The organism is Streptomyces sp. NPDC091972, from assembly GCF_044756385.1.
GTDB lineage: Bacteria > Actinomycetota > Actinomycetes > Streptomycetales > Streptomycetaceae > Streptomyces.
In genome coordinates, this window is the sequence record NZ_JBIVSV010000003.1 from 310,478 (window position 1) to 327,041 (window position 16,564).

General features: G+C 74.1%; 15 protein-coding genes. 6 read left to right on the forward strand and 9 right to left on the reverse strand.

What is annotated here, in order from left to right; genetic code table 11:
• Both ACIQJT_RS10525 and ACIQJT_RS10530 read right to left on the reverse strand, forming a co-directional pair.
• Positions 1-1,197 carry a GDSL-type esterase/lipase family protein gene (locus tag ACIQJT_RS10525; protein WP_402641875.1) on the reverse strand — a complete coding sequence of 399 codons (1,197 nt, stop codon included), beginning with the start codon at positions 1,195-1,197 and terminating at the stop codon, positions 1-3.
• Positions 1,198-1,214: 17 nt separating this feature from the next.
• Positions 1,215-1,784: a WHG domain-containing protein gene (locus ACIQJT_RS10530; RefSeq protein WP_365448829.1), complete on the reverse strand. Its 570-nt coding sequence runs from the start codon at positions 1,782-1,784 to the stop codon at positions 1,215-1,217.
• A 70-nt stretch (positions 1,785-1,854) separates the two neighbouring features.
• Between ACIQJT_RS10530 and ACIQJT_RS10535 the strand changes: the two genes are divergently transcribed.
• Positions 1,855-2,352 (forward strand): FBP domain-containing protein, encoded by a 498-nt coding sequence (locus ACIQJT_RS10535; RefSeq protein WP_365448831.1) that lies wholly within the window; start codon positions 1,855-1,857, stop codon positions 2,350-2,352.
• 355 nt (positions 2,353-2,707) lie between these two features.
• Here the strand turns inward: ACIQJT_RS10535 and ACIQJT_RS10540 are convergent, their stop codons facing one another.
• Together ACIQJT_RS10540 and ACIQJT_RS10545 are read right to left on the reverse strand one after the other, a co-directional pair.
• Positions 2,708-3,397, reverse strand: a complete 690-nt coding sequence (locus tag ACIQJT_RS10540; protein WP_402641878.1) for an HAD family hydrolase — start codon at positions 3,395-3,397, stop codon at positions 2,708-2,710.
• A 20-nt stretch (positions 3,398-3,417) separates the two neighbouring features.
• Positions 3,418-3,894, reverse strand: a complete 477-nt coding sequence (locus ACIQJT_RS10545) for an Lrp/AsnC family transcriptional regulator (protein WP_053846280.1) — start codon at positions 3,892-3,894, stop codon at positions 3,418-3,420.
• Between the two features lie 199 nt (positions 3,895-4,093).
• On the opposite strand from ACIQJT_RS10545, the gene ACIQJT_RS10550 reads away from it, so the two are divergent.
• Both ACIQJT_RS10550 and ACIQJT_RS10555 read left to right on the forward strand, forming a co-directional pair.
• Entirely contained in the window at positions 4,094-5,581 is a 1,488-nt protein-coding gene (locus ACIQJT_RS10550) for an FUSC family protein (RefSeq protein WP_402641881.1), read from the forward strand.
• A 111-nt stretch (positions 5,582-5,692) separates the two neighbouring features.
• Complete coding sequence (locus tag ACIQJT_RS10555) at positions 5,693-6,724, forward strand: lactonase family protein (protein WP_402641884.1); 1,032 nt, start codon at positions 5,693-5,695, stop codon at positions 6,722-6,724.
• A 77-nt stretch (positions 6,725-6,801) separates the two neighbouring features.
• On the opposite strand, the gene ACIQJT_RS10560 is transcribed toward ACIQJT_RS10555, so the two are convergent.
• A complete protein-coding gene (locus ACIQJT_RS10560) occupies positions 6,802-7,725 on the reverse strand; it encodes a hypothetical protein (protein ID WP_365448839.1) in 924 nt (307 codons plus the stop codon).
• A 95-nt stretch (positions 7,726-7,820) separates the two neighbouring features.
• Entirely contained in the window at positions 7,821-8,804 is a 984-nt protein-coding gene (locus ACIQJT_RS10565) for an N-acetylglucosamine kinase (RefSeq protein ID WP_402641886.1), read from the reverse strand.
• 154 nt (positions 8,805-8,958) lie between these two features.
• Between ACIQJT_RS10565 and ACIQJT_RS10570 the strand changes: the two genes are divergently transcribed.
• On the forward strand, positions 8,959-9,636 hold the full coding sequence (locus tag ACIQJT_RS10570; protein ID WP_356598333.1) for a uracil-DNA glycosylase: 678 nt from the start codon (positions 8,959-8,961) through the stop codon (positions 9,634-9,636).
• A 132-nt stretch (positions 9,637-9,768) separates the two neighbouring features.
• On the opposite strand, the gene ACIQJT_RS10575 is transcribed toward ACIQJT_RS10570, so the two are convergent.
• Positions 9,769-10,854, reverse strand: a complete 1,086-nt coding sequence (locus tag ACIQJT_RS10575; protein ID WP_365448843.1) for an exo-alpha-sialidase — start codon at positions 10,852-10,854, stop codon at positions 9,769-9,771.
• A 285-nt stretch (positions 10,855-11,139) separates the two neighbouring features.
• On the opposite strand from ACIQJT_RS10575, the gene ACIQJT_RS10580 reads away from it, so the two are divergent.
• Positions 11,140-11,727: a hypothetical protein gene (locus ACIQJT_RS10580; RefSeq protein ID WP_365448845.1), complete on the forward strand. Its 588-nt coding sequence runs from the start codon at positions 11,140-11,142 to the stop codon at positions 11,725-11,727.
• A 132-nt stretch (positions 11,728-11,859) separates the two neighbouring features.
• Here the strand turns inward: ACIQJT_RS10580 and ACIQJT_RS10585 are convergent, their stop codons facing one another.
• Together ACIQJT_RS10585 and ACIQJT_RS10590 are read right to left on the reverse strand one after the other, a co-directional pair.
• The gene (locus ACIQJT_RS10585; protein ID WP_402641891.1) at positions 11,860-13,881 is read right to left on the reverse strand and encodes a HEAT repeat domain-containing protein; all 2,022 of its coding nucleotides are present in this window, start codon (positions 13,879-13,881) and stop codon (positions 11,860-11,862) included.
• A gap of 137 nt (positions 13,882-14,018) precedes the next feature.
• A complete protein-coding gene (locus ACIQJT_RS10590) occupies positions 14,019-15,686 on the reverse strand; it encodes an acyl-CoA dehydrogenase family protein (protein WP_402641893.1) in 1,668 nt (555 codons plus the stop codon).
• 63 nt (positions 15,687-15,749) lie between these two features.
• On the opposite strand from ACIQJT_RS10590, the gene ACIQJT_RS10595 reads away from it, so the two are divergent.
• Entirely contained in the window at positions 15,750-16,508 is a 759-nt protein-coding gene (locus ACIQJT_RS10595) for a PaaX family transcriptional regulator C-terminal domain-containing protein (RefSeq protein WP_402641895.1), read from the forward strand.
• Positions 16,509-16,564 lie beyond the last annotated feature (56 nt).

Consider the following 16,564-nt stretch of genomic DNA (forward strand, 5'->3'; position numbering starts at 1 on the left):
TCAGTCGCTGGAGCCGCCGGAGTCTCCACCGCCCCCGGCGAACACGCCGTCGGCCCCGAAGGCGATCCCCGCGAAGCGCTCCCCCATGCGCCGGTGCGTCGTCGCGTCCGGGTGCAGGTCGTCCGGGAGGGGCAGCTCCGCCGAGTCGGCCTCGCCGTACAGCTCGCGGCCGTCGAGGTAGTGCAGGTGGGGGTCGTCGGCGGCGCGCTGTTTCACGATCCGGGCCAGTTCCTCGCGGATGACCTGGAGGGTCAGCTTCCCGCTCGCGCGTTCCGCCGGGTCGCCCAGGGTCCTGAAGCGCAGCCGGCCCTCGCCGAGCTCGCTGACGTCAGGGAAGCTGGGACCCGGTGTGTCCTCGTGGATCGGGCACAGGATGGGGGAGACGACCAGCAGGGGCGTGTCCGGGTGCCCCTCGCGGACCGTGTCGAGGAAACCGTGGACCGCCGGGCCGAAGGCGCGCAGCCGCATCAGGTCGTGGTTGACGATGTTGATGCCGATCTTGAGGCTGATGAGGTCCGCCGGGGTGTCCCGCACGGCCCGCGCGGTGAACGGGTCGAGCAGCGCGCTCCCCGCGAGGCCCAGGTTGATCAGCTCCACGCCGCCCAGTGCCGCGGCGACCGCGGGCCAGACGCCCGTGGGGCTCGCCGCGTCGGACCCGTGGCTGATGGAGCTGCCGTGGTGCAGCCACACCCTGCGGTCCCCGCGGGGCGCGGGTTCGACGGGCGCGTCGGTGCGCAGGGCGATCAGCTCGGTGGTCTCGTTGTGCGGCAGCCAGATCTCGATGTCCTTGAGCTCGCCGGACAGTCCGTCGAACCGGACGGTGCCGGGCGCTCCCGGCCGGACCTCGGACGTCCCCTCGGTCATGTCGACGATGATGACGTTGCCGCCGCGCACACTGCCCTGCCCGGCCGGACGCCCGTCGACGACCAGGTCGTACAGGCCGTGCGGTCGGGGCGGCGCACCGACGTAGGACTGCTTGGTCGGCAGGGTGTCCAGCTCCAGCGCGGTGGCCCGGGTGCGCAGGGCCAGCCGGACGCCGGACGGCTGGGACTCGGCCATGGCGAGCTGGCCGTCGGTGTTCTGGGCGCGGGCCCGGGCGGGCAGCCGGTGCGGCAGGACCCCGTGCTCGGTGCGCTCCACGTCGAGTGCGCCGCGCAGCATCTCGGCCGTGACGGGGGTGGTGATCCAGTCGTGCATGTTCCTCAGCCTGTCGGTCAGCGGGTGGGCCAGTTGCGCAACAGCGAGTCGAGGGCGTCCAGGATCCGTTTCCAGGACTCCTCCGAGTCGGGGGAACTGTGGCTGAACCCGCCTGCCCCCTCCAGGCTCGCGTAGCCGTGGAAGGTGCTGCCCAGCAGTCGTACGGCGTGGGTCTGGTCGGGTTCGGACAGGTCGTAGCCGCGCAGGATGGCGCGCATCATCTGGGCCTGCCGGACGCCCGCGCTGGCGGCCGCGGTCTCGGGGTCGAGCCTGGTCCGGGCCGCCGCGGCACGGCCGGGATGGGCGTGGGCGTAGTCGCGGTAGACGTTCGCGAAGGCGGTCAGGGCGTCCTTGCCGGCCCGTCCGGCGACCGCGTCGGCGGAGAGGTCGGCGAGTTCCTCCAGGGCGAACAGGGCGATCCGGGTCTTGAGGTCCTGCGAGTTCTTCACGTGCGAGTACAGGCTCGCCACCTTGACGTCGAACCGGCGGGCGAGCTCCGAGACGGTCACCTGGTCGAAGCCCACCTCGTCGGCGAGTTCCGCGCCCGCCCGTACCAGTCGCTCCGTGGTCAGCCCTGCCCGTGCCATAGCGGTCCTCTCGTTCGCCGTAGTTGATTATGCATTTGCCTAAAGCTTTTAGGCAAACTAGCTTGAGCTTATGGAACCGATGACCGAGCGAGAGATCCGTGCCGCCTTCGTGAACTGCACCAAGGGTGAGGCGAAGCGGCTGTCGGTGCCGCGTGACCTGGCCGACCGCCCCTGGGAGGACCTGGACTACCTCGGCTGGCGCGATCCGCAGGCCCCCGACCGCGCCTACCTGGTGACCGTCCTGGACGGCCGTCCGACCGCCCTCGCGCTGCGCGGCTCGGCCGCCGGCTCCTGGCAGACCCGGCGCAGCATGTGCTCGTTGTGCCTGACCACCCACTCCGGCGGCGTCAGCCTGATGGTCGCTCCGAAAGCGGGCAAGGCGGGGCAGCAGGGCAACTCCGTGGGGGCGTACATGTGCGACGACCTCGCCTGTTCGCTGTACGTGCGCGGCAAGAAGGACGCGGGCGCCGGTGCGCGTCTGCACGAGACGCTCACCGTGGACGAGAAGATCCGGCGGACGGTGACGAACCTCGCCGCCTTCGTCGCCAAGGTGACGAGCGCGGTGTGAGGCGCCCGCGGGCCGGGGGAGTGCAGGTGAGAGGACCGGAAGGGAGCGAACATGCCCCGCGGACCGGCTCTCGACCGCGGACACCGAGGCCCTGCGCGCGACAGTGATCTTCGTGGCCGAGCGTGGGGAGCGCGCTCTCGCGCCGGTCGTGGACGAGTCCCCGCGGGACACTGCGGCCGCCGCGGTGATCCGTGTCAGGTGCGCCTTCGGACCGGCTGCCGCGGCGCCTGCGACCGGCCGGCCCGCGTCCGGGCCGGCCGTGCCCCGGACACCGCGCTCCGTCCGAACCGGAACCTCCGGTCGGCCCCGAGGCCGTGGACCGCGGCGCTCGTCGCGGCCGGGACCGTGCGCCCCCTCAACTCCCGCCCCGCACCAGCCAGTCCAGGGCCGCCCGGGCCGTGAACTCCTCCTGCCCTCCCCGCAGGAGCAGGCCCGCGCGCGCGAACTCGGGTGCGTCGGCCTGGGCCGCGACGTACGGAACGGCGATGCAGCGCATCCCGGCCGCGTGCGCGGCGGCGGCGCCGGGAGCCGCGTCCTCCAGGACCACGCAGTCGGCCGGGGCGACGCCGAGCCGGCGGGCCGCCTCCAGGAAGACGTCCGGCGCGGGCTTGCCGTGGGCGACCTCGTCGGCGGAGACGGTCGTCCGCAGATACGTGTCGAGGCCCGTCCCGGCCAGGATCGCGTCGATGGCCGCCGGTGAGGACCCGGAGGCCACGGCCATCGGGACGCCCTCACCGGCGAGCAGCTCCACGAACGCGCGCATCTCGGGGTACACGCGCGTGGCGGTGCGGGCCAGTTCCAGATAGCGCCGGTTCTTGTCCGCGAGCAGTTCCGGCACGGACGCCCGCAGTCCGTACCGGGACTTCCACCGCGTCACCGTCTCGCGGGTGCTGATCCCGACGTACCGCTCGTGGTCGCTCCAGGTGAAGTCCGGGACGCCGTGCTGGGCCAGGGTCAGACGCCCCGCCTCGAAGTAGTTCGGCTCGCTGTCCACGAGAGTTCCGTCGAGATCGAAGATGACCGCTGTCCCGCTGAGCCCGCTCATGGCCCCCAGGATGTCAAAGATCAACTCCGGGTGGCGCGTCCGACCGACTCCACCAGCGGCAGCAGCCGGTACGGGACCCGCTCCCGCAGCGCCACCTCGGTCCGCGTGCGCACCACTCCCGGCATGCTGATCACCGTCTGGATGACGTCCTCCAGGTGCGCGTTGTCCCGTGCCACGACCCGCGCCAGCAGATCCCCGCCGCCCGCGGTCGAGAACGCCTCCACGATCTCCGGCACGGCCGCCAGCGCGTCCCCCACGTCGTCGAGCCGCCCCTGGGTCACCTCGATGTGCACGAATGCCAGCACCGGATGCCCGAGCGCGGCCGGTGACAGCGAGGGTCCGGTGCCGGTGATCACCCCGTCCCGCTCCAGCCGGTCCAGCCGCGCCTGCAAGGTGCCCCGGGCGATCCCGAGGATCCGCGCGTACTCCCGCACGCTCGTCCGCGGCTGCTCCAGCAGCAACCGCAGGATGCGGGTGTCGAGTTCGTCCACGGCCATGGCGTACGGCCTCCTCGTGCTGGTCCTTTGGCCCGCCGACGGCTGCTCCGGGACCGCCTTCGCTGTACCAATGGACCAGCGTAGTCGACCTCGCTTGAGCCGACGGCGGCGAGGATGCTGCAATGGGCCTGTCGATGGCGCTGCGGACCTCCGCGGCGCCTTTTCCATGCCGGTGTACGAGAGGTTCAGGGGGCGGTACGTGCTGAAGAGGGTGTTCATGGCGCCGGACCCGGGCCGGGTCCGGCTGCGCTTCGCCGCGCGGGCGGTGCTCGGGATCGGACTGGCCGTCGTGGTGTGCGGTCTCGCGGGTCACTCGCTCGCCGGTGCCGTCACCGGCGGTCTCGCCGCGCTGCTTGCCCTGTTCACCGTCACGGACACCACCGTCCGGGGGCAGGCGCTCACCACCGCCCTGCTGCCCGCCGTCGGCCTCCCCGTCCTCACCGCCGCCGCCTGGCTCCACGGCCATCCCGTCGCCCGCGACCTCACGTTCCTCGTCGTGGTCGGTGCCGGCGTGTACGCCCGGCGCTGGGGCCCGCGCGGACACAGCCTCGGCGTGTTCGCGTTCATGACCTTCTTCGTGGCGCAGTTCCTGCACGCGACCGCCGACCGGCTGCCCGAGCTCCACGCCGCCGTCCTGCTGTCCGTGCTCACCGCCGCCGTGGTCCGCTTCGGCCTGTGGTGCTACGAGCGCCGGCTGCCCCCGGCCCCCGTGCCGGCCGCGCCCACAGGCACCGGCCTCGCCCGTGCGACCACCCGCCAGGCGGTGCAGGCCGTGGCGGGCGCGGGCTTCGCCCTGGTCGTCGGCCAGCTCGTCTCCGGTCAGCGCTGGTACTGGGCCGTCGGCGCCACCTGGTGGATCTTCGTGAACACGACCTCGCGCGGCGAGACCCTGGTGCGCGGCTTCCGCCGCGTCCTCGGCACGGTGATCGGCATCGGACTCGGCCTGCTCGTCGCCCTGCCGCTGCACGGCGCACCGGTGCCCACGGCCGTCCTCGTCGCGGTCTGCGTCTTCGGCATCTTCTACACGGCCGCCGTGTCGTACACCTGGATGATGCTCTGGGTTACCCTGCTCGCCGAGCTCCTCTACGGCCTCCTCGGCGTCCTGGAGCCCGGCCTGCTGGCGCTGCGGCTCGCGGAGACCGGCGTGGGCGCGGTCGGGGCGGTCCTGGCGGTGCTGTTCGTGCTGCCGATCACCACCCACAGCGTCACCGACGCCTGGATCCAGCGCGCCCTGCGCTGCGTGCACGCCTGCACCGCCGAGGCCGCGGCCCGGCTCGCGGGCGTGCCGGGCGCCGACCCGGCAGGCCGCGTCGCGGAACTGGAGCACCTGCTCGGCCGGGTCCGCCTGTCGGTGGCCCCGCTGGTGCACCCCCTCAGTCCCGTGCCGGCCCGCAAGCGGCGCGCCCGCCGGGTCCTGGCCCTCCTCGACGACTGCGCCCGGGAGATCCGGGGCCTGGTCGCCGTCGCCGCCGACCCCGAGGCATCGCACGACAGCCGCCTGACCACCGCGTGCCGCCGTGTGGAGACCGTCGTGGAGGCGCTCACCGACGGCAGGGACCTGCCGGTGGCGGACCGCCCCCACGCCGAGGAGCCCGCACTGGCCCATCTGCACGGCCTGGAACGGGCGCTCGCGGAGCTGGCGGCGCCCTTGCGGACCCCGACCGGCTCGCCCCTGGTGGGGGCCTGAACCGACACGGCCATGTCCGTGACGGCCCCGTGAATTTCCCACGGTTGGTCTAGACCGGTCGTGATCGACTGCTACCGTCGCCCCGACGGCACAGACCGAGAGGGGACGACTGTGGCAGACGGCGGCGGGCGGCGACGGGCCTGGATCGGGTCGTTCACGGCGGCGGGAGGCCCCGGCATCGTGACGGCCGCAGTGACCCCGGCCACGGGCGCGCTGAAGGTGCTGAGCGGCCTGAACGGCGTACCCGATCCGTCGTACCTGGCCCTGTCGGCCGACGGGGACGTGCTCTACGCGGTCAGCGAGACGGCCGAGGGCGCGGTCGCCGCGTACCGGGTGTCCGGGGACCGGCCCGAGCCGGCCGGCCCGCCGGTGGCGGTGGACGGCAACGGACCCACCCACCTCGCCGTGCACGCCGGACACGTCCTCACCGCCAACTACGGCTCCGGCAGCGTCACCACCCTGCCGCTGCGCGCCGACGGCTCCCTCGCGGGCGCCCCCTCCGACGTGCTCCGGCACACCGGCTCGGGCCCGCACACACCCCGCCAGCAGGGCCCGCACGCCCACCAGGTGCAGCCCGACCCGAGCGGGCGATGGATCGTCAGCGTCGACCTCGGCACGGACTCCGTGCGGGTGTGCACGCTGACGGACGGTGCCCTCGACCTGCACCGCGAGGTCGCTCTGCGCCCCGGCTCGGGCCCCCGCCACCTGGCCTTCCACCCCGACGGCACCCACGCCTACGTCCTCAACGAGCTCACTCCGACCCTCACCGTGTGCCGCTGGGACGCCGGGGAAGGCTCCCTGAAGCCCCTGAGCGAGATCCCGGTGCTCGCGGGCGCCCCCGCGGGCGACGCGTACCCGTCAGGTGTCGTCACGTCCCCCGACGGCCGGTTCGTGTGGACCGCCACCCGCGGCGAGGACGTGCTGTCCACGTTCGCCGTCGAGGGCGACGCCCTGCGCCTGGTCGGCACGGTCATCTGCGGCGGCCGGTGGCCCCGGGCCCTCGCGGAGTCCGGCGGCTTCCTGTACGTGGCGAACGAACGCTCCGGCGAGGTGACCTGGTTCGCCGTGGACCCGGCGACCGGCCTGCCCCGCTACGAGGGCTCGGTCGACGTACCGGCCGCCTCCTGCGTGATCTTCGGCTGAGCCACGACCGTACGCCGAAGGGCCCGCTCCGACGTACGGAGCGGGCCCTTTCGGTGTCACGCGGTCGCGGCGGGCGCTCAGCGCACCGGCGCGCCCTGTGCCTGCTGCGGGGCGATGCCCAGCGCGGTCGTGTACTTGGCGAGGACGAGCTTGCCGATCGCCGGGTAGGGGCCGAGCGGCTCGGCGGCGGCGCAACCGGCCTCCTTGGCGGCCTCCTCGATCACGGCGGGGTCGATCTCCGGCCCTATCAGGTACGGCGCGAGCGCGAGCTGCTGCGAGCCGGAGGACCGCAACTGGTCGGCGATGGACGCGATCGAGCCGTCCTGGTCGAGCGCCGCCGCCATCACCGGCACGGCCAGCCGCGCGGCGAGCAGCATGCCGGTGATCCCGGCCGCCTGCACCGCCTCCTCGCCGCCCACCGCGCCCAGGATGATGCCGTCCGCGGCCGTCGTCACGGCGAACAGGCGAGCGCGGTCGGCGCGGGCCAGCCCCGCCTCCGACAGCCGCACGTGCAGCGCCTCGGCGAGCAGCGGGTGCGGGCCCAGCACATCGGTGAGGTCGGCCGCGATCCGGCTGTCCATCACCGCCTGGCGGATCCGGCGCAGCAGTGAGCTGTCCGGCCCGGCGAGCAGCGGCACCACGACGGCGACGGGGCCCTCGGGCTCCTTGACGTCCACCCCGGCGGCCTTGGCCTGCTCGTACCGCGCGGTGCGCTCGTCGGCGGTGTGGGCCAGCACGGCTTGGAGCGTGGGGAACTCCGAGTCGTCCCCGTCCAGGTAGCCGATCCGCGCGTCGAGGCCGGGCAGCTCGGAGCGGGCGATGCTCACGACCTCCTCGGCGAGGCCGCGCGTGGCGGCGCCGGGCGTACCGGGCACCGCGAGGACGAGCGCGGGCGCGCCCTCGGGAGCCGCCAGCGGCTCGGGTCGGCGGTGCCGCCCGGGCTGGCGAGGTCGCGGCATTCGTACTGGCAGGCCGGACGCGGGCCCAGTGGGGGAGCTCATGGCGACGCATGTTACTGGCTTCCTGGGCTTCCCTGTTCGGGGAGGGTGCAGGTGAGCGGTATCCGTCCGGTTTTGTCTGATGAGTTACGTCCGCTTCAGCCCCTCTTTGGGGTCACCACGTACAACATCGCCGCATCGGGCGGCAGGGTGAGCGAACTCCGCGCCAGTTCTGTGGCGATCTGTACGGATCCCTCCAACGGCCCGCCCGCGGCAGGGACCACCCGGGCGCCCGGCAGCCGTCGCTCCAGTTCCTCCTCCAGCGGTTCGAGGAGGGGAGCACCCATCCTGAACAGGCCACCGGTGAGGCCGACATGCGCCTCGCCCTCCGCCGGACAGACCGCGGCCGCGGAGTCGGCCATGTGCCGGGCCGCCTCGCGCAGGATTCCCCGGGCCACCGGGTCGCTCCCGGCGCAGGCCGCCACCTGGGGCGCGAAGGACGCGAGGACGGCCGGCCGGTCCGTCCGCGGATAGAGCCGGCCGGGCAGCTCCCGGACCGGCCCGAACGACTCCTCGGCCCGGGCCAGCAGCGCCGCCGAACCCTCGGACCGTCCGTCGTGGGCGCGTAGTGCGGCCTCCAGACCGGCCCGCCCGATCCACGCGCCGCCCCCGCAGTCGCCCAGCAGATGACCCCATCCGTCCGCCCGGCGCCAGGTCCTGAGATCGGTGCCGACGGCGATGAGACCGGTTCCGGCGGCGACGACGGCACCCGCGCGAGGTCCGAGAGCGCCGGTGTAGGCGGTCACGGCGTCCGCGACGAGCGCGACGGTCCGCACTCCGAACTCCCGCTCCAGCGCGCCCGGAAGCTCCGCCCGCAGCGCGTCGCCCAGGGTCGCGAGACCGGCCGCCCCCACCACGGCGGTACCCAGCCCGCTCACCCCGGACTCCGGCAGCAACCCCCGCACCAGGGGAACCAGTTGCTCCATCAGATGCCCCGGATCGATGCCGCGCGGCCCGGTCCGCACGGGTACCCGCGACTCCCGGGGGGCGGTCGTGCCCCCGTCGGGGGTGCCGACGACGACCCGCAGGCCGGAGCCGCCGGAGTCGACGGCGAGGAACCCGTCCCCGGCCGCTGAGTGCACGAGGCACCCCTCCTTCCCGACGACCGGCGGCGCGCCCGGCCCGACCGGCCCGAAGATCCCGACGCGGAGGAAGGGTAGCGCCTGCGGGGCGGCCCGCGCGGGAGACTTCCCTGGGTATGCGGGGTGTCAGTGGGTGCCAGTAGAGTGACGCGCCGTGGCACCACGACCCTTGTACGAACTTGTCGAAGCGGGCTGGGCGAAGGCTCTGGAACCCGTGGCCGAACGCATCGCGCACATGGGGGACTTCCTCCGGGCCGAGATAGCGGCGGGCCGGACCTACCTCCCGGCCGGGGCGAACGTCCTGCGGGCCTTCCAGCAGCCCTTCGACGACGTCCGCGTCCTGATCGTCGGTCAGGACCCCTATCCCACGCCGGGCATGGCGATCGGGCTGAGTTTCGCGGTCGCGCCGGAGGTGCGCTCGCTGCCGGGGAGCCTGGAGAACATCTTCCGGGAGATGCACTCCGACCTCGGGCTGCCCAGACCCTCGAACGGCGATCTGACGCCGTGGACCGAGCAGGGCGTGCTCCTGCTCAACAGGGCGCTGACGACCGCCCCGCGCAAGCCCGGCGCGCACCGCGGGCAGGGCTGGGAGGAGGTCACCGAACAGGCCATCCGGGCGCTGGCGGCGCGCGGGAAGCCACTGGTGTCGATTTTGTGGGGCCGCGACGCCCGCAACCTCCGCCCCCTGCTCGGCGACCTCCCGGCGATCGAGTCGGCCCACCCCTCGCCCATGTCGGCGGACCGCGGCTTCTTCGGCTCGCGCCCCTTCAGCCGGGCCAACGACCTGCTGGTCGCCCAGGGGGCGCAGCCGGTGAACTGGCAACTGCCGTAGCCCGTGCCCGACCCGGGCGGGACCCGGGTCAGGTCAGGAACGGTCCAGGACGGTGACCGACAGCGGCGGCAGGGTGCCGGTGAACGCCGCCGCGGTCCCGGTCAGGACGGCGGGCGGCGGTGGCGCTCCGCGTCACCCGACCACCGCCGCCCGCACACACAGCACGTCCGGCAGGTGCGAGGCCAACTGCCGCCAGCTGTCGCCGTCGTCGGCCGAGGCGTACACCTCGCCGTTGCGGTTGCCGAAGTAGACGCCGGCCGGGTCCCCGTCGTCCGTGCACATCGCGTCCCGCAGCACCGTGCCGTAGTGGTCCTCCTGCGGCAGGCCCGCCGTGAGCGGCTCCCAGCTCTTGCCGGCGTCCGCCGTGCGGAAGACGCGGCAGCGGTGACCGGCCGGAACACGGTCCGCGTCGGCGTTGATGGGGAAGACGTACGCCGTCCCGCCGCGACGGGGATGGGCGGCCGCCGCGAAGCCGAAGGTGGACGGCAGTCCCTCGCCGATGTCCGTCCAGTGCGCGCCCGCGTCGTCGCTCCTGTACACACCCCAGTGGTTCTGGAGGTACAGCCGGTCGGGATCGGCCGCGTCCCGGGCGACCTTGTGCACGCACTGGCCGAACTCCGGGTCCGGGTCCGGCAGGAACACCGCGGAGACACCGGAGTTGGACGGCTCCCAGCTCGCGCCGCCGTCCCGGGTGCGGAACACCCCCGCCGTAGAGACGGCCACCGTCACCGCGCGCGGGTCCCGCTGGTCGGTCAGGACGGTGTGCAGACCCTCGCCGCCGCCCCCGGGCACCCACTTCGACCGGGTCGGATGCTCCCACAGGGGCCGGACCAGCTCGAAGCTCTCCCCGCGGTCCTCCGAGCGGTACAGCGCGGCCGGTTCCGTGCCCGCGTACACCACGTCCGGCTCGGCCGCCGCCGGGTGGAGCTGCCAGACCCGCTCCAGGGAGGCCCCGGTGTCCTTCGGGAACTTCACGGCGGGCTGGGCCGGCTCCGTCCAGGTGCGGCCCAGGTCGTCGGAGTGGAACACCGACGGCCCCCAGTGCGCGCTGTCCCCGCCGGCCAGCAGCCGCGGGCGCTCGCCCCGGGTGTCGATCGCCACCGAGTACACGGCCTGCGCGTTGAAATACGGACTCTCGTCGAACTCCCAGGTGCCGCCTCGCTCGCGCCCGATGAACAGGCCCTTGCGCGTCCCCACGGCAAGCAGCTTCTCAGCCATACCGGTCACCTCCGTGACGTCTTTGTCCCAGACACCGGCCAGTCTGCACCCCGCCACTGACAGTCACCTCCGGAACAGCCTTCGCCGCAGGTCAGGCCGGGGATGGTAACCGGCTGCGGCGGTTGACGGGCGGATTTGGTCAAGATGCCCGCGGCGGTGGGAGGCCGCTGCGACCGTGGTGACGGAGAACTCGCCGCGAGCCGTGAGCATCGAGGGGCGATCTTTCGTATGGGAGGTCGGTCCGGCATGTTCGTGCGCCTGTCGCTCATGAGGAGGATGCCTTCGATGGCGTTCCGTGGTCCCGAGGTCTGGCTGTGGCGCTGGCGACGCAATCCCCTCAGACGCCGCACCGACACCGTCGAGGCATGGGTCGTGCTCGGTGCCTGGCTGCTCACCGTCGTGGCCGGCGTGCTCGCCGGCCTCGGGGTCAGCCGGGCCGTGGAGCACCAGCTCGCGCTGGAGCGCGTCGAGTGGCGGCCCGTCGTGGCCCGCCTCGCCGACCGGGCGCCCGGCGCGGCCGACCCGGGCACGTCGAGCGGCGACCGGGTGTGGGGCGAGGTGGCCTGGACCGGGGCCGACGGCTCCGCCCACACCGGGCAGGTGCGTGTCGATCCCGGCAGCACCCAGGGCACTCCCGTCACCGTCTGGACCGACGCGCAGGGACGGCTGATGACCCAGCCCGCCACCGAGGGCCAGGCCCGGATCCGCGCCGCCGCGATCGGCGCGCTGGTCGGCGTGAGCACGGCGGCCGTGCCCTTCGTAGGGGGCCGTGTCCTCCGCGGCCGTATGGAACGCCGCCGCCTCGACCAGTGGGACACGGACTGGGCGCACTTCGGACCGCTGTGGGGCGGCCGGCGGGCCGACGGGAGGTAGCACCGGCGGGCCGGGCCGCGGGGAGTGCACCGGCGACTGCGGTGCGCGACCCTCGCCCACCGCGCCCGGACCTCGCCGCACTCGCCGTACGCCCTCCGCACGTAAGCCCAGCGGCGCGTGCGGAGCCCGCCCCTACCCGGCCCCCAGCGCCTCCCGGCAAGCCCGCAGCAACCGCTCGTCGTCCCGCGCGTCGTGGCCGCCGTAGCCGACGGACGTCGACGCCAGGTGCCGTCGCCGAGCCGCCAGTTCGGCACGGAGGAGGTCGTGGAGGGGCTCCCCGGCAGGCCCGAGGACGGCGAGGCAGGCGGTGATGGTCCGGCGGGTGGAGGGATCGTCCGTCCAGGCCGTCCGCAGGACCGGTGCGGCGAGCTCCCCGTCCCCGGAGATCCGCCACACCGCGCACGCGGCGGACACCCGCTCCCGCACATCCTCCGACGACATCGTCCGCCGCAGCTCCGCCAGCGCACCGCCGGCCTTCGGCCCGAGCCGCGCCAGCGCCCCCGCGGCCGCGCACCGCCGGGGCCGACCGTCCGCCAACTCCCCTGTCAGCACCGGCAGTACAGCCGACGCGTCCCCCTCCACGGCCCACAGCGCCCTCGCGGCCACCGCCGCGCAGTCGGTCTCCAGCAGCTCCCGCAGCACGGGTACGACCAGGGAGGGCGCCGCGCTCCCGAACGCCTCCAGAGCGCGAACGGCGGCCTCCACCACGGCGTCCCGCAACCGCAGCCCCGACGGCAGCCCCCGCAGCAGTCGCAGCACCTCCGGTACGGCCTCCGCGTCACCCAGCGCGCCGAGAGCCGACAACAACGGCACGGCCCGCTCGAAGATCCCGGCGGAGTCCGGCGCTACCTCGCCCAGCCTGCGCCGCAGCGCGGGCGCGAGCGAGGCCGCCCCAGGGCCCAGGTGGCAGATCACCAGGCCCAGGTCGTCGGGTACGACCGGACCGGCCAGCACCTGCGCCAGCACCGGGATCGCCCGGTGGTCCCCGCTCCTGGCCAGGGCCCTGAGCGGGCCGCCCAGGGCCGATGCCCCGCGCGCCCGGGCCCGTACCCACAGGTCGGGCCGGGAGCCGACCAGAGCTGCCAGATCGTCGGCGGCGGGCGCGGCCAGGCCGTACAGCTCCTCCAGGACGGACACCGCGGCATCGCGCAACCTGTCCTCGTCGGCGGCCAGTTGGGCGCCGATCAGGCCGACGGGCCCGGACCAGTCGCCGCGCCACTCGCGGAACAGTTCCGCCGAGATCCACACGGCGTTGCACCGGTCGACGGCGTCCGGACCGGTCAACTGCCCCCGCAGCAGCGCCGTGCGCTCGTCGAGCCGGTCACCGAGCGCGCGGTGCAGGGTTCGCAGCAACTGCGAACCCTCCTCGTCCGAGGGGCGCAGCCGTCGTAACCGACGGGCGAGGGTGTCGGTGTGCGGGCAGCCGTCAGCCTCGCGTCCGGCGGACCGCAGCGCGGACCGGGATCTGAGCAGCCCGACGGCGACCGTCACCAGATCGGCCGGAAGCCGGTCGGGGGCGCACTCGGCGAGCCGGCCGAGGGCGGCCAGCCGCAGTCCGGGGTCGTGGGGCGGTGAGCTCTGCACCGTCAGCAACTCGACGGCTGGCGCCGCGTGTTCGGGATGCAGCCGCACGAAGAGGCACAGGCTCTCCGTGAGGGCGAGCAGGACCCGATGGTCCCGCTCCAGCGCACAGCGCTCCCGCAACAGGCCCAGCACCCGGTCCGGTTCGTCCAGGAACCGCACGAGGGCCTCGGGGACCGCCCGGCGGACGGAGGGGTCGGCGTCCCCCGCCAGCTCGACGAACACCTCGGCGCCGGCGCACACCCCCGCACGGGCGCGCGTGCCCGGACCGCCCTTGCCGCCGTCCTCCCTTCTCGTGCTCTGCGCCCCGATGCTGACGAGGAGTTCGACGACGCCGGCCCGGTCCGCGACCTCCCCGCTCGCCACGAGCGCGAGCAGGAAGGGAACGCAGGCCGAGGCCGCGTCGTGCACGTCCCCCTGGTGGTGCACCGCGCCGTACATCCCGTCGAGGGCGGCCTCCCGCTCGGCCGGGTCCGCGGAGGCGAGCCCCCGCAGCAGTCCGGGCAGGTCCGCCGCGCTGCCGTACGCATGCCGCAGCGAGGCCCAGTCGACCTCGTCGATCCCCGTGAACACGTTGTCCTCCCCAGGCGAAGTGCCAACTGATCGGAGTCTGCACCACGGGACCGACAACGAAGCGGAATCAGGGTGTGACGCTGAGCGATCCGGACAGGGAGGTGGCCCGGTTCTCGCCACATGGGCCCGCAGCGGCCTCAGTCGCCCCCGGGCAGGGCCCGTGCGAGGACCGCGTCCACGTCCGCGGCGTCGGGCAGCGTGCCGAAGGCGTGCCCCCAGTCGCCGCCGAGCCGGGTCGCGCAGAACGCGTCGGCGACCGCGGGCGGGGCGTACCGGACGAGGAGGCCGGCCTGGAGGGTCAGGGCCATGTGCTCCACCAGGCGGCGCGCGCCCGGCTCGGACGCCGTGGCCAACAGGTCCTTCAGACGGGCCACGGCAGAGTCCAGGCGGGCGTCCGCCCCCCGGGCCAGGGCGAGTTCGCCGAACAGCGCCTGCGCGGTGTCCGGATCACGACGCAACGCCCGCAGGACGTCGAGGGCGTTGACGTTCCCGGAGCCCTCCCAGATCGACAGCAGGGGAGCCTCCCGGTAGTGCCGGGGCATGCCCGAGTCCTCCACGTACCCGTTTCCACCGAGGCACTCCAGGGCCTCCGCGGTGAAGGCCGGACCTCGTTTGGTGACCCAGTACTTGCCGACCGCGGTGGCGATGCGACGGAACGCCTGCTCACCGGCGTCCCCGCGCACCGCCCGGTCGGCGGCGCCCGCCAGCCGGAGTGTGAGCGCGGTGGCGGCCTCGGACTCCAGCGCGAGGTCGGCCAGGACGTTGCGCATCAGCGGCTGGTCGATCAGCCGGGCACCGAACGCGCTGCGGTGCCGGGCATGGTGACCCGCCTCCACCAGCGTCCTCCGCATCAGGGTCGCCGACATCATCACGCAGTCCAGCCGCGTGCAGTTGACCATCTCGATGATCGTCTTGACGCCCTGCCCCTCGGGGCCGACCAGCCAGGCCACGGTCGCGTCGAACTCGGGCTCGGAGGAGGCGTTCGACCGGTTGCCGAGCTTGGCCTTGAGTCGCTGGATGCGGAACGTGTTGCGGCTGCCGTCGGGCAGGATCCTGGGCACCAGGAAGCACGACAGCCCGCCGGGCGCCTGCGCCAGCACCAGGAACACGTCGCACATCGGCGCCGACGTGAACCACTTGTGCCCGCGCAGCGTGTACACCCCGGACTCCGCGGTGGGCGTGGCCGCCGTGGTGTTCGTCCGGACGTCGGAACCTCCCTGCTTCTCGGTCATCCCCATGCCCGCCAGCAGCCCGCGCTTCTCGGTCGGGACCCTGAGCTCCGGCTCGTACTCGCGGCCGGTCAGCAGGGGCTCATAGACCTTCGCCAGCTCCGGCTCCTTGCGCAGCGCCGGGATCGCCGCGTACGTCATCGACGTGGGGCAGCCGTGGCCCGCGTCCGTGTGACCCCACACCAACCCGCCCGCCGTACGGGCGACATGGGCGCCGGTACGGTCCTGCGCCCACGGTGCGCCGGCCAGGCCCTCCGCGACGGCCGTCCGCATCAGGTGGTGCCAGCTCGGATGGAAGTCGACCTCGTCGACCCGGTTGCCGTACCGGTCGTGCGTGCGCAGCACCGGCTCGTGGCGGTTGGCCAGATCCGCCCACTCCTGGGCCTCGGCACTGCCGGCCCGCAGCCCGAGCCGCCGGAGCCCCTCCTCGGCCCAGCCGGCGCCTTCACGGCGCAGCCCTTCCAGCAGGACGGGGTCGTCGGAGGCGTCGTACGGGGCCAGGGGAGGGGGCTGGTTGGTGACGGCGTGGGTGGCGGAGGACCCTGCGGACGCGGGATGGGAGACCATGGAGTACATGTTGCACTTCCTCTGCGGCCGTAGCAATAGTGCAACATGAAGCGGGTCGTACAGTACGTGACCATGCGGAGGAACGTGTCGGAGCAGCACGGTGAGGTCGATCTGCGGCCGCTGTCGGCCCGGTCGGTCGTGCTGAGCCTGCTGCTCGGCGCGCACCCGCCGGAGATGCCGGTGAAGGACCTGGTCCGCGCGGTGGAGCCGTTCGGGGTCGGCGGTTCCACGCTGCGTGCCGCGCTCAGCCGGATGGTGGGCGCCGGTGACCTGCGGCGCGCCGACTCCGTCTACGGCCTCAGTGACCGGCTGCTCGCCCGTCAGCGCCGCCAGGACGACTCCGTGCACCCCCGCACGCGCGCGTGGAGCGGCGACTGGGAGATGGTCGTGATCACCGCGACAGGCCGCGGACCGGCCGAACGCGCCGACCTGCGGGCCCGGCTGACCGCCCTCCGCCTCGCCGAACTCCGCGAAGGCGTCTGGCTGCGCCCCGCCAACCTGGCCCGGCCGCTCCCGGACGACCTCGACGGGGTCGCCCAGCGCTGCACGGCCCGCCCGGCCGGTTCCGGCCCCGAGCTGGCCGCCGTGTTGTGGCCCCTCGACGACTGGGCGGCCGACTCCAGGGCGCTGCTCGCCCATGTCGCCCGCGCGGACCGGCCCGCGGACCGACTCACCGGGTTCGCGGCGGTCGTACGCCACCTGCTGACCGATCCGGTGCTGCCGCCCGAGCTCCTGCCGCCCGACTGGCCGGGCGACGAACTGCGCTCCGCGTACGCGGACTACCAGCGGGAGCTGGCGGACACGGTCCCCCAGGGCCGCCTGCGCACATGACGGGGCGGCCGTACGAAGCGCCGTGCGGGGACGCTTCGTACGGCCGCCTTCACCTG

Coding starts and splice junctions, on each gene's coding strand:
- ACIQJT_RS10525 (WP_402641875.1), bottom strand. CDS start 1,197: ATGCACGACTGGATCACCACCCCCGTCACGGCCGAGATGCTGCGCGGC.
- ACIQJT_RS10530 (WP_365448829.1), bottom strand. CDS start 1,784: ATGGCACGGGCAGGGCTGACCACGGAGCGACTGGTACGGGCGGGCGCG.
- ACIQJT_RS10535 (WP_365448831.1), top strand. CDS start 1,855: ATGGAACCGATGACCGAGCGAGAGATCCGTGCCGCCTTCGTGAACTGC.
- ACIQJT_RS10540 (WP_402641878.1), bottom strand. CDS start 3,397: ATGAGCGGGCTCAGCGGGACAGCGGTCATCTTCGATCTCGACGGAACT.
- ACIQJT_RS10545 (WP_053846280.1), bottom strand. CDS start 3,894: ATGGCCGTGGACGAACTCGACACCCGCATCCTGCGGTTGCTGCTGGAG.
- ACIQJT_RS10560 (WP_365448839.1), bottom strand. CDS start 7,725: ATGAGCTCCCCCACTGGGCCCGCGTCCGGCCTGCCAGTACGAATGCCG.
- ACIQJT_RS10575 (WP_365448843.1), bottom strand. CDS start 10,854: ATGGCTGAGAAGCTGCTTGCCGTGGGGACGCGCAAGGGCCTGTTCATC.
- ACIQJT_RS10580 (WP_365448845.1), top strand. CDS start 11,140: ATGGCGTTCCGTGGTCCCGAGGTCTGGCTGTGGCGCTGGCGACGCAAT.
- ACIQJT_RS10590 (WP_402641893.1), bottom strand. CDS start 15,686: ATGTACTCCATGGTCTCCCATCCCGCGTCCGCAGGGTCCTCCGCCACC.
- ACIQJT_RS10595 (WP_402641895.1), top strand. CDS start 15,750: ATGCGGAGGAACGTGTCGGAGCAGCACGGTGAGGTCGATCTGCGGCCG.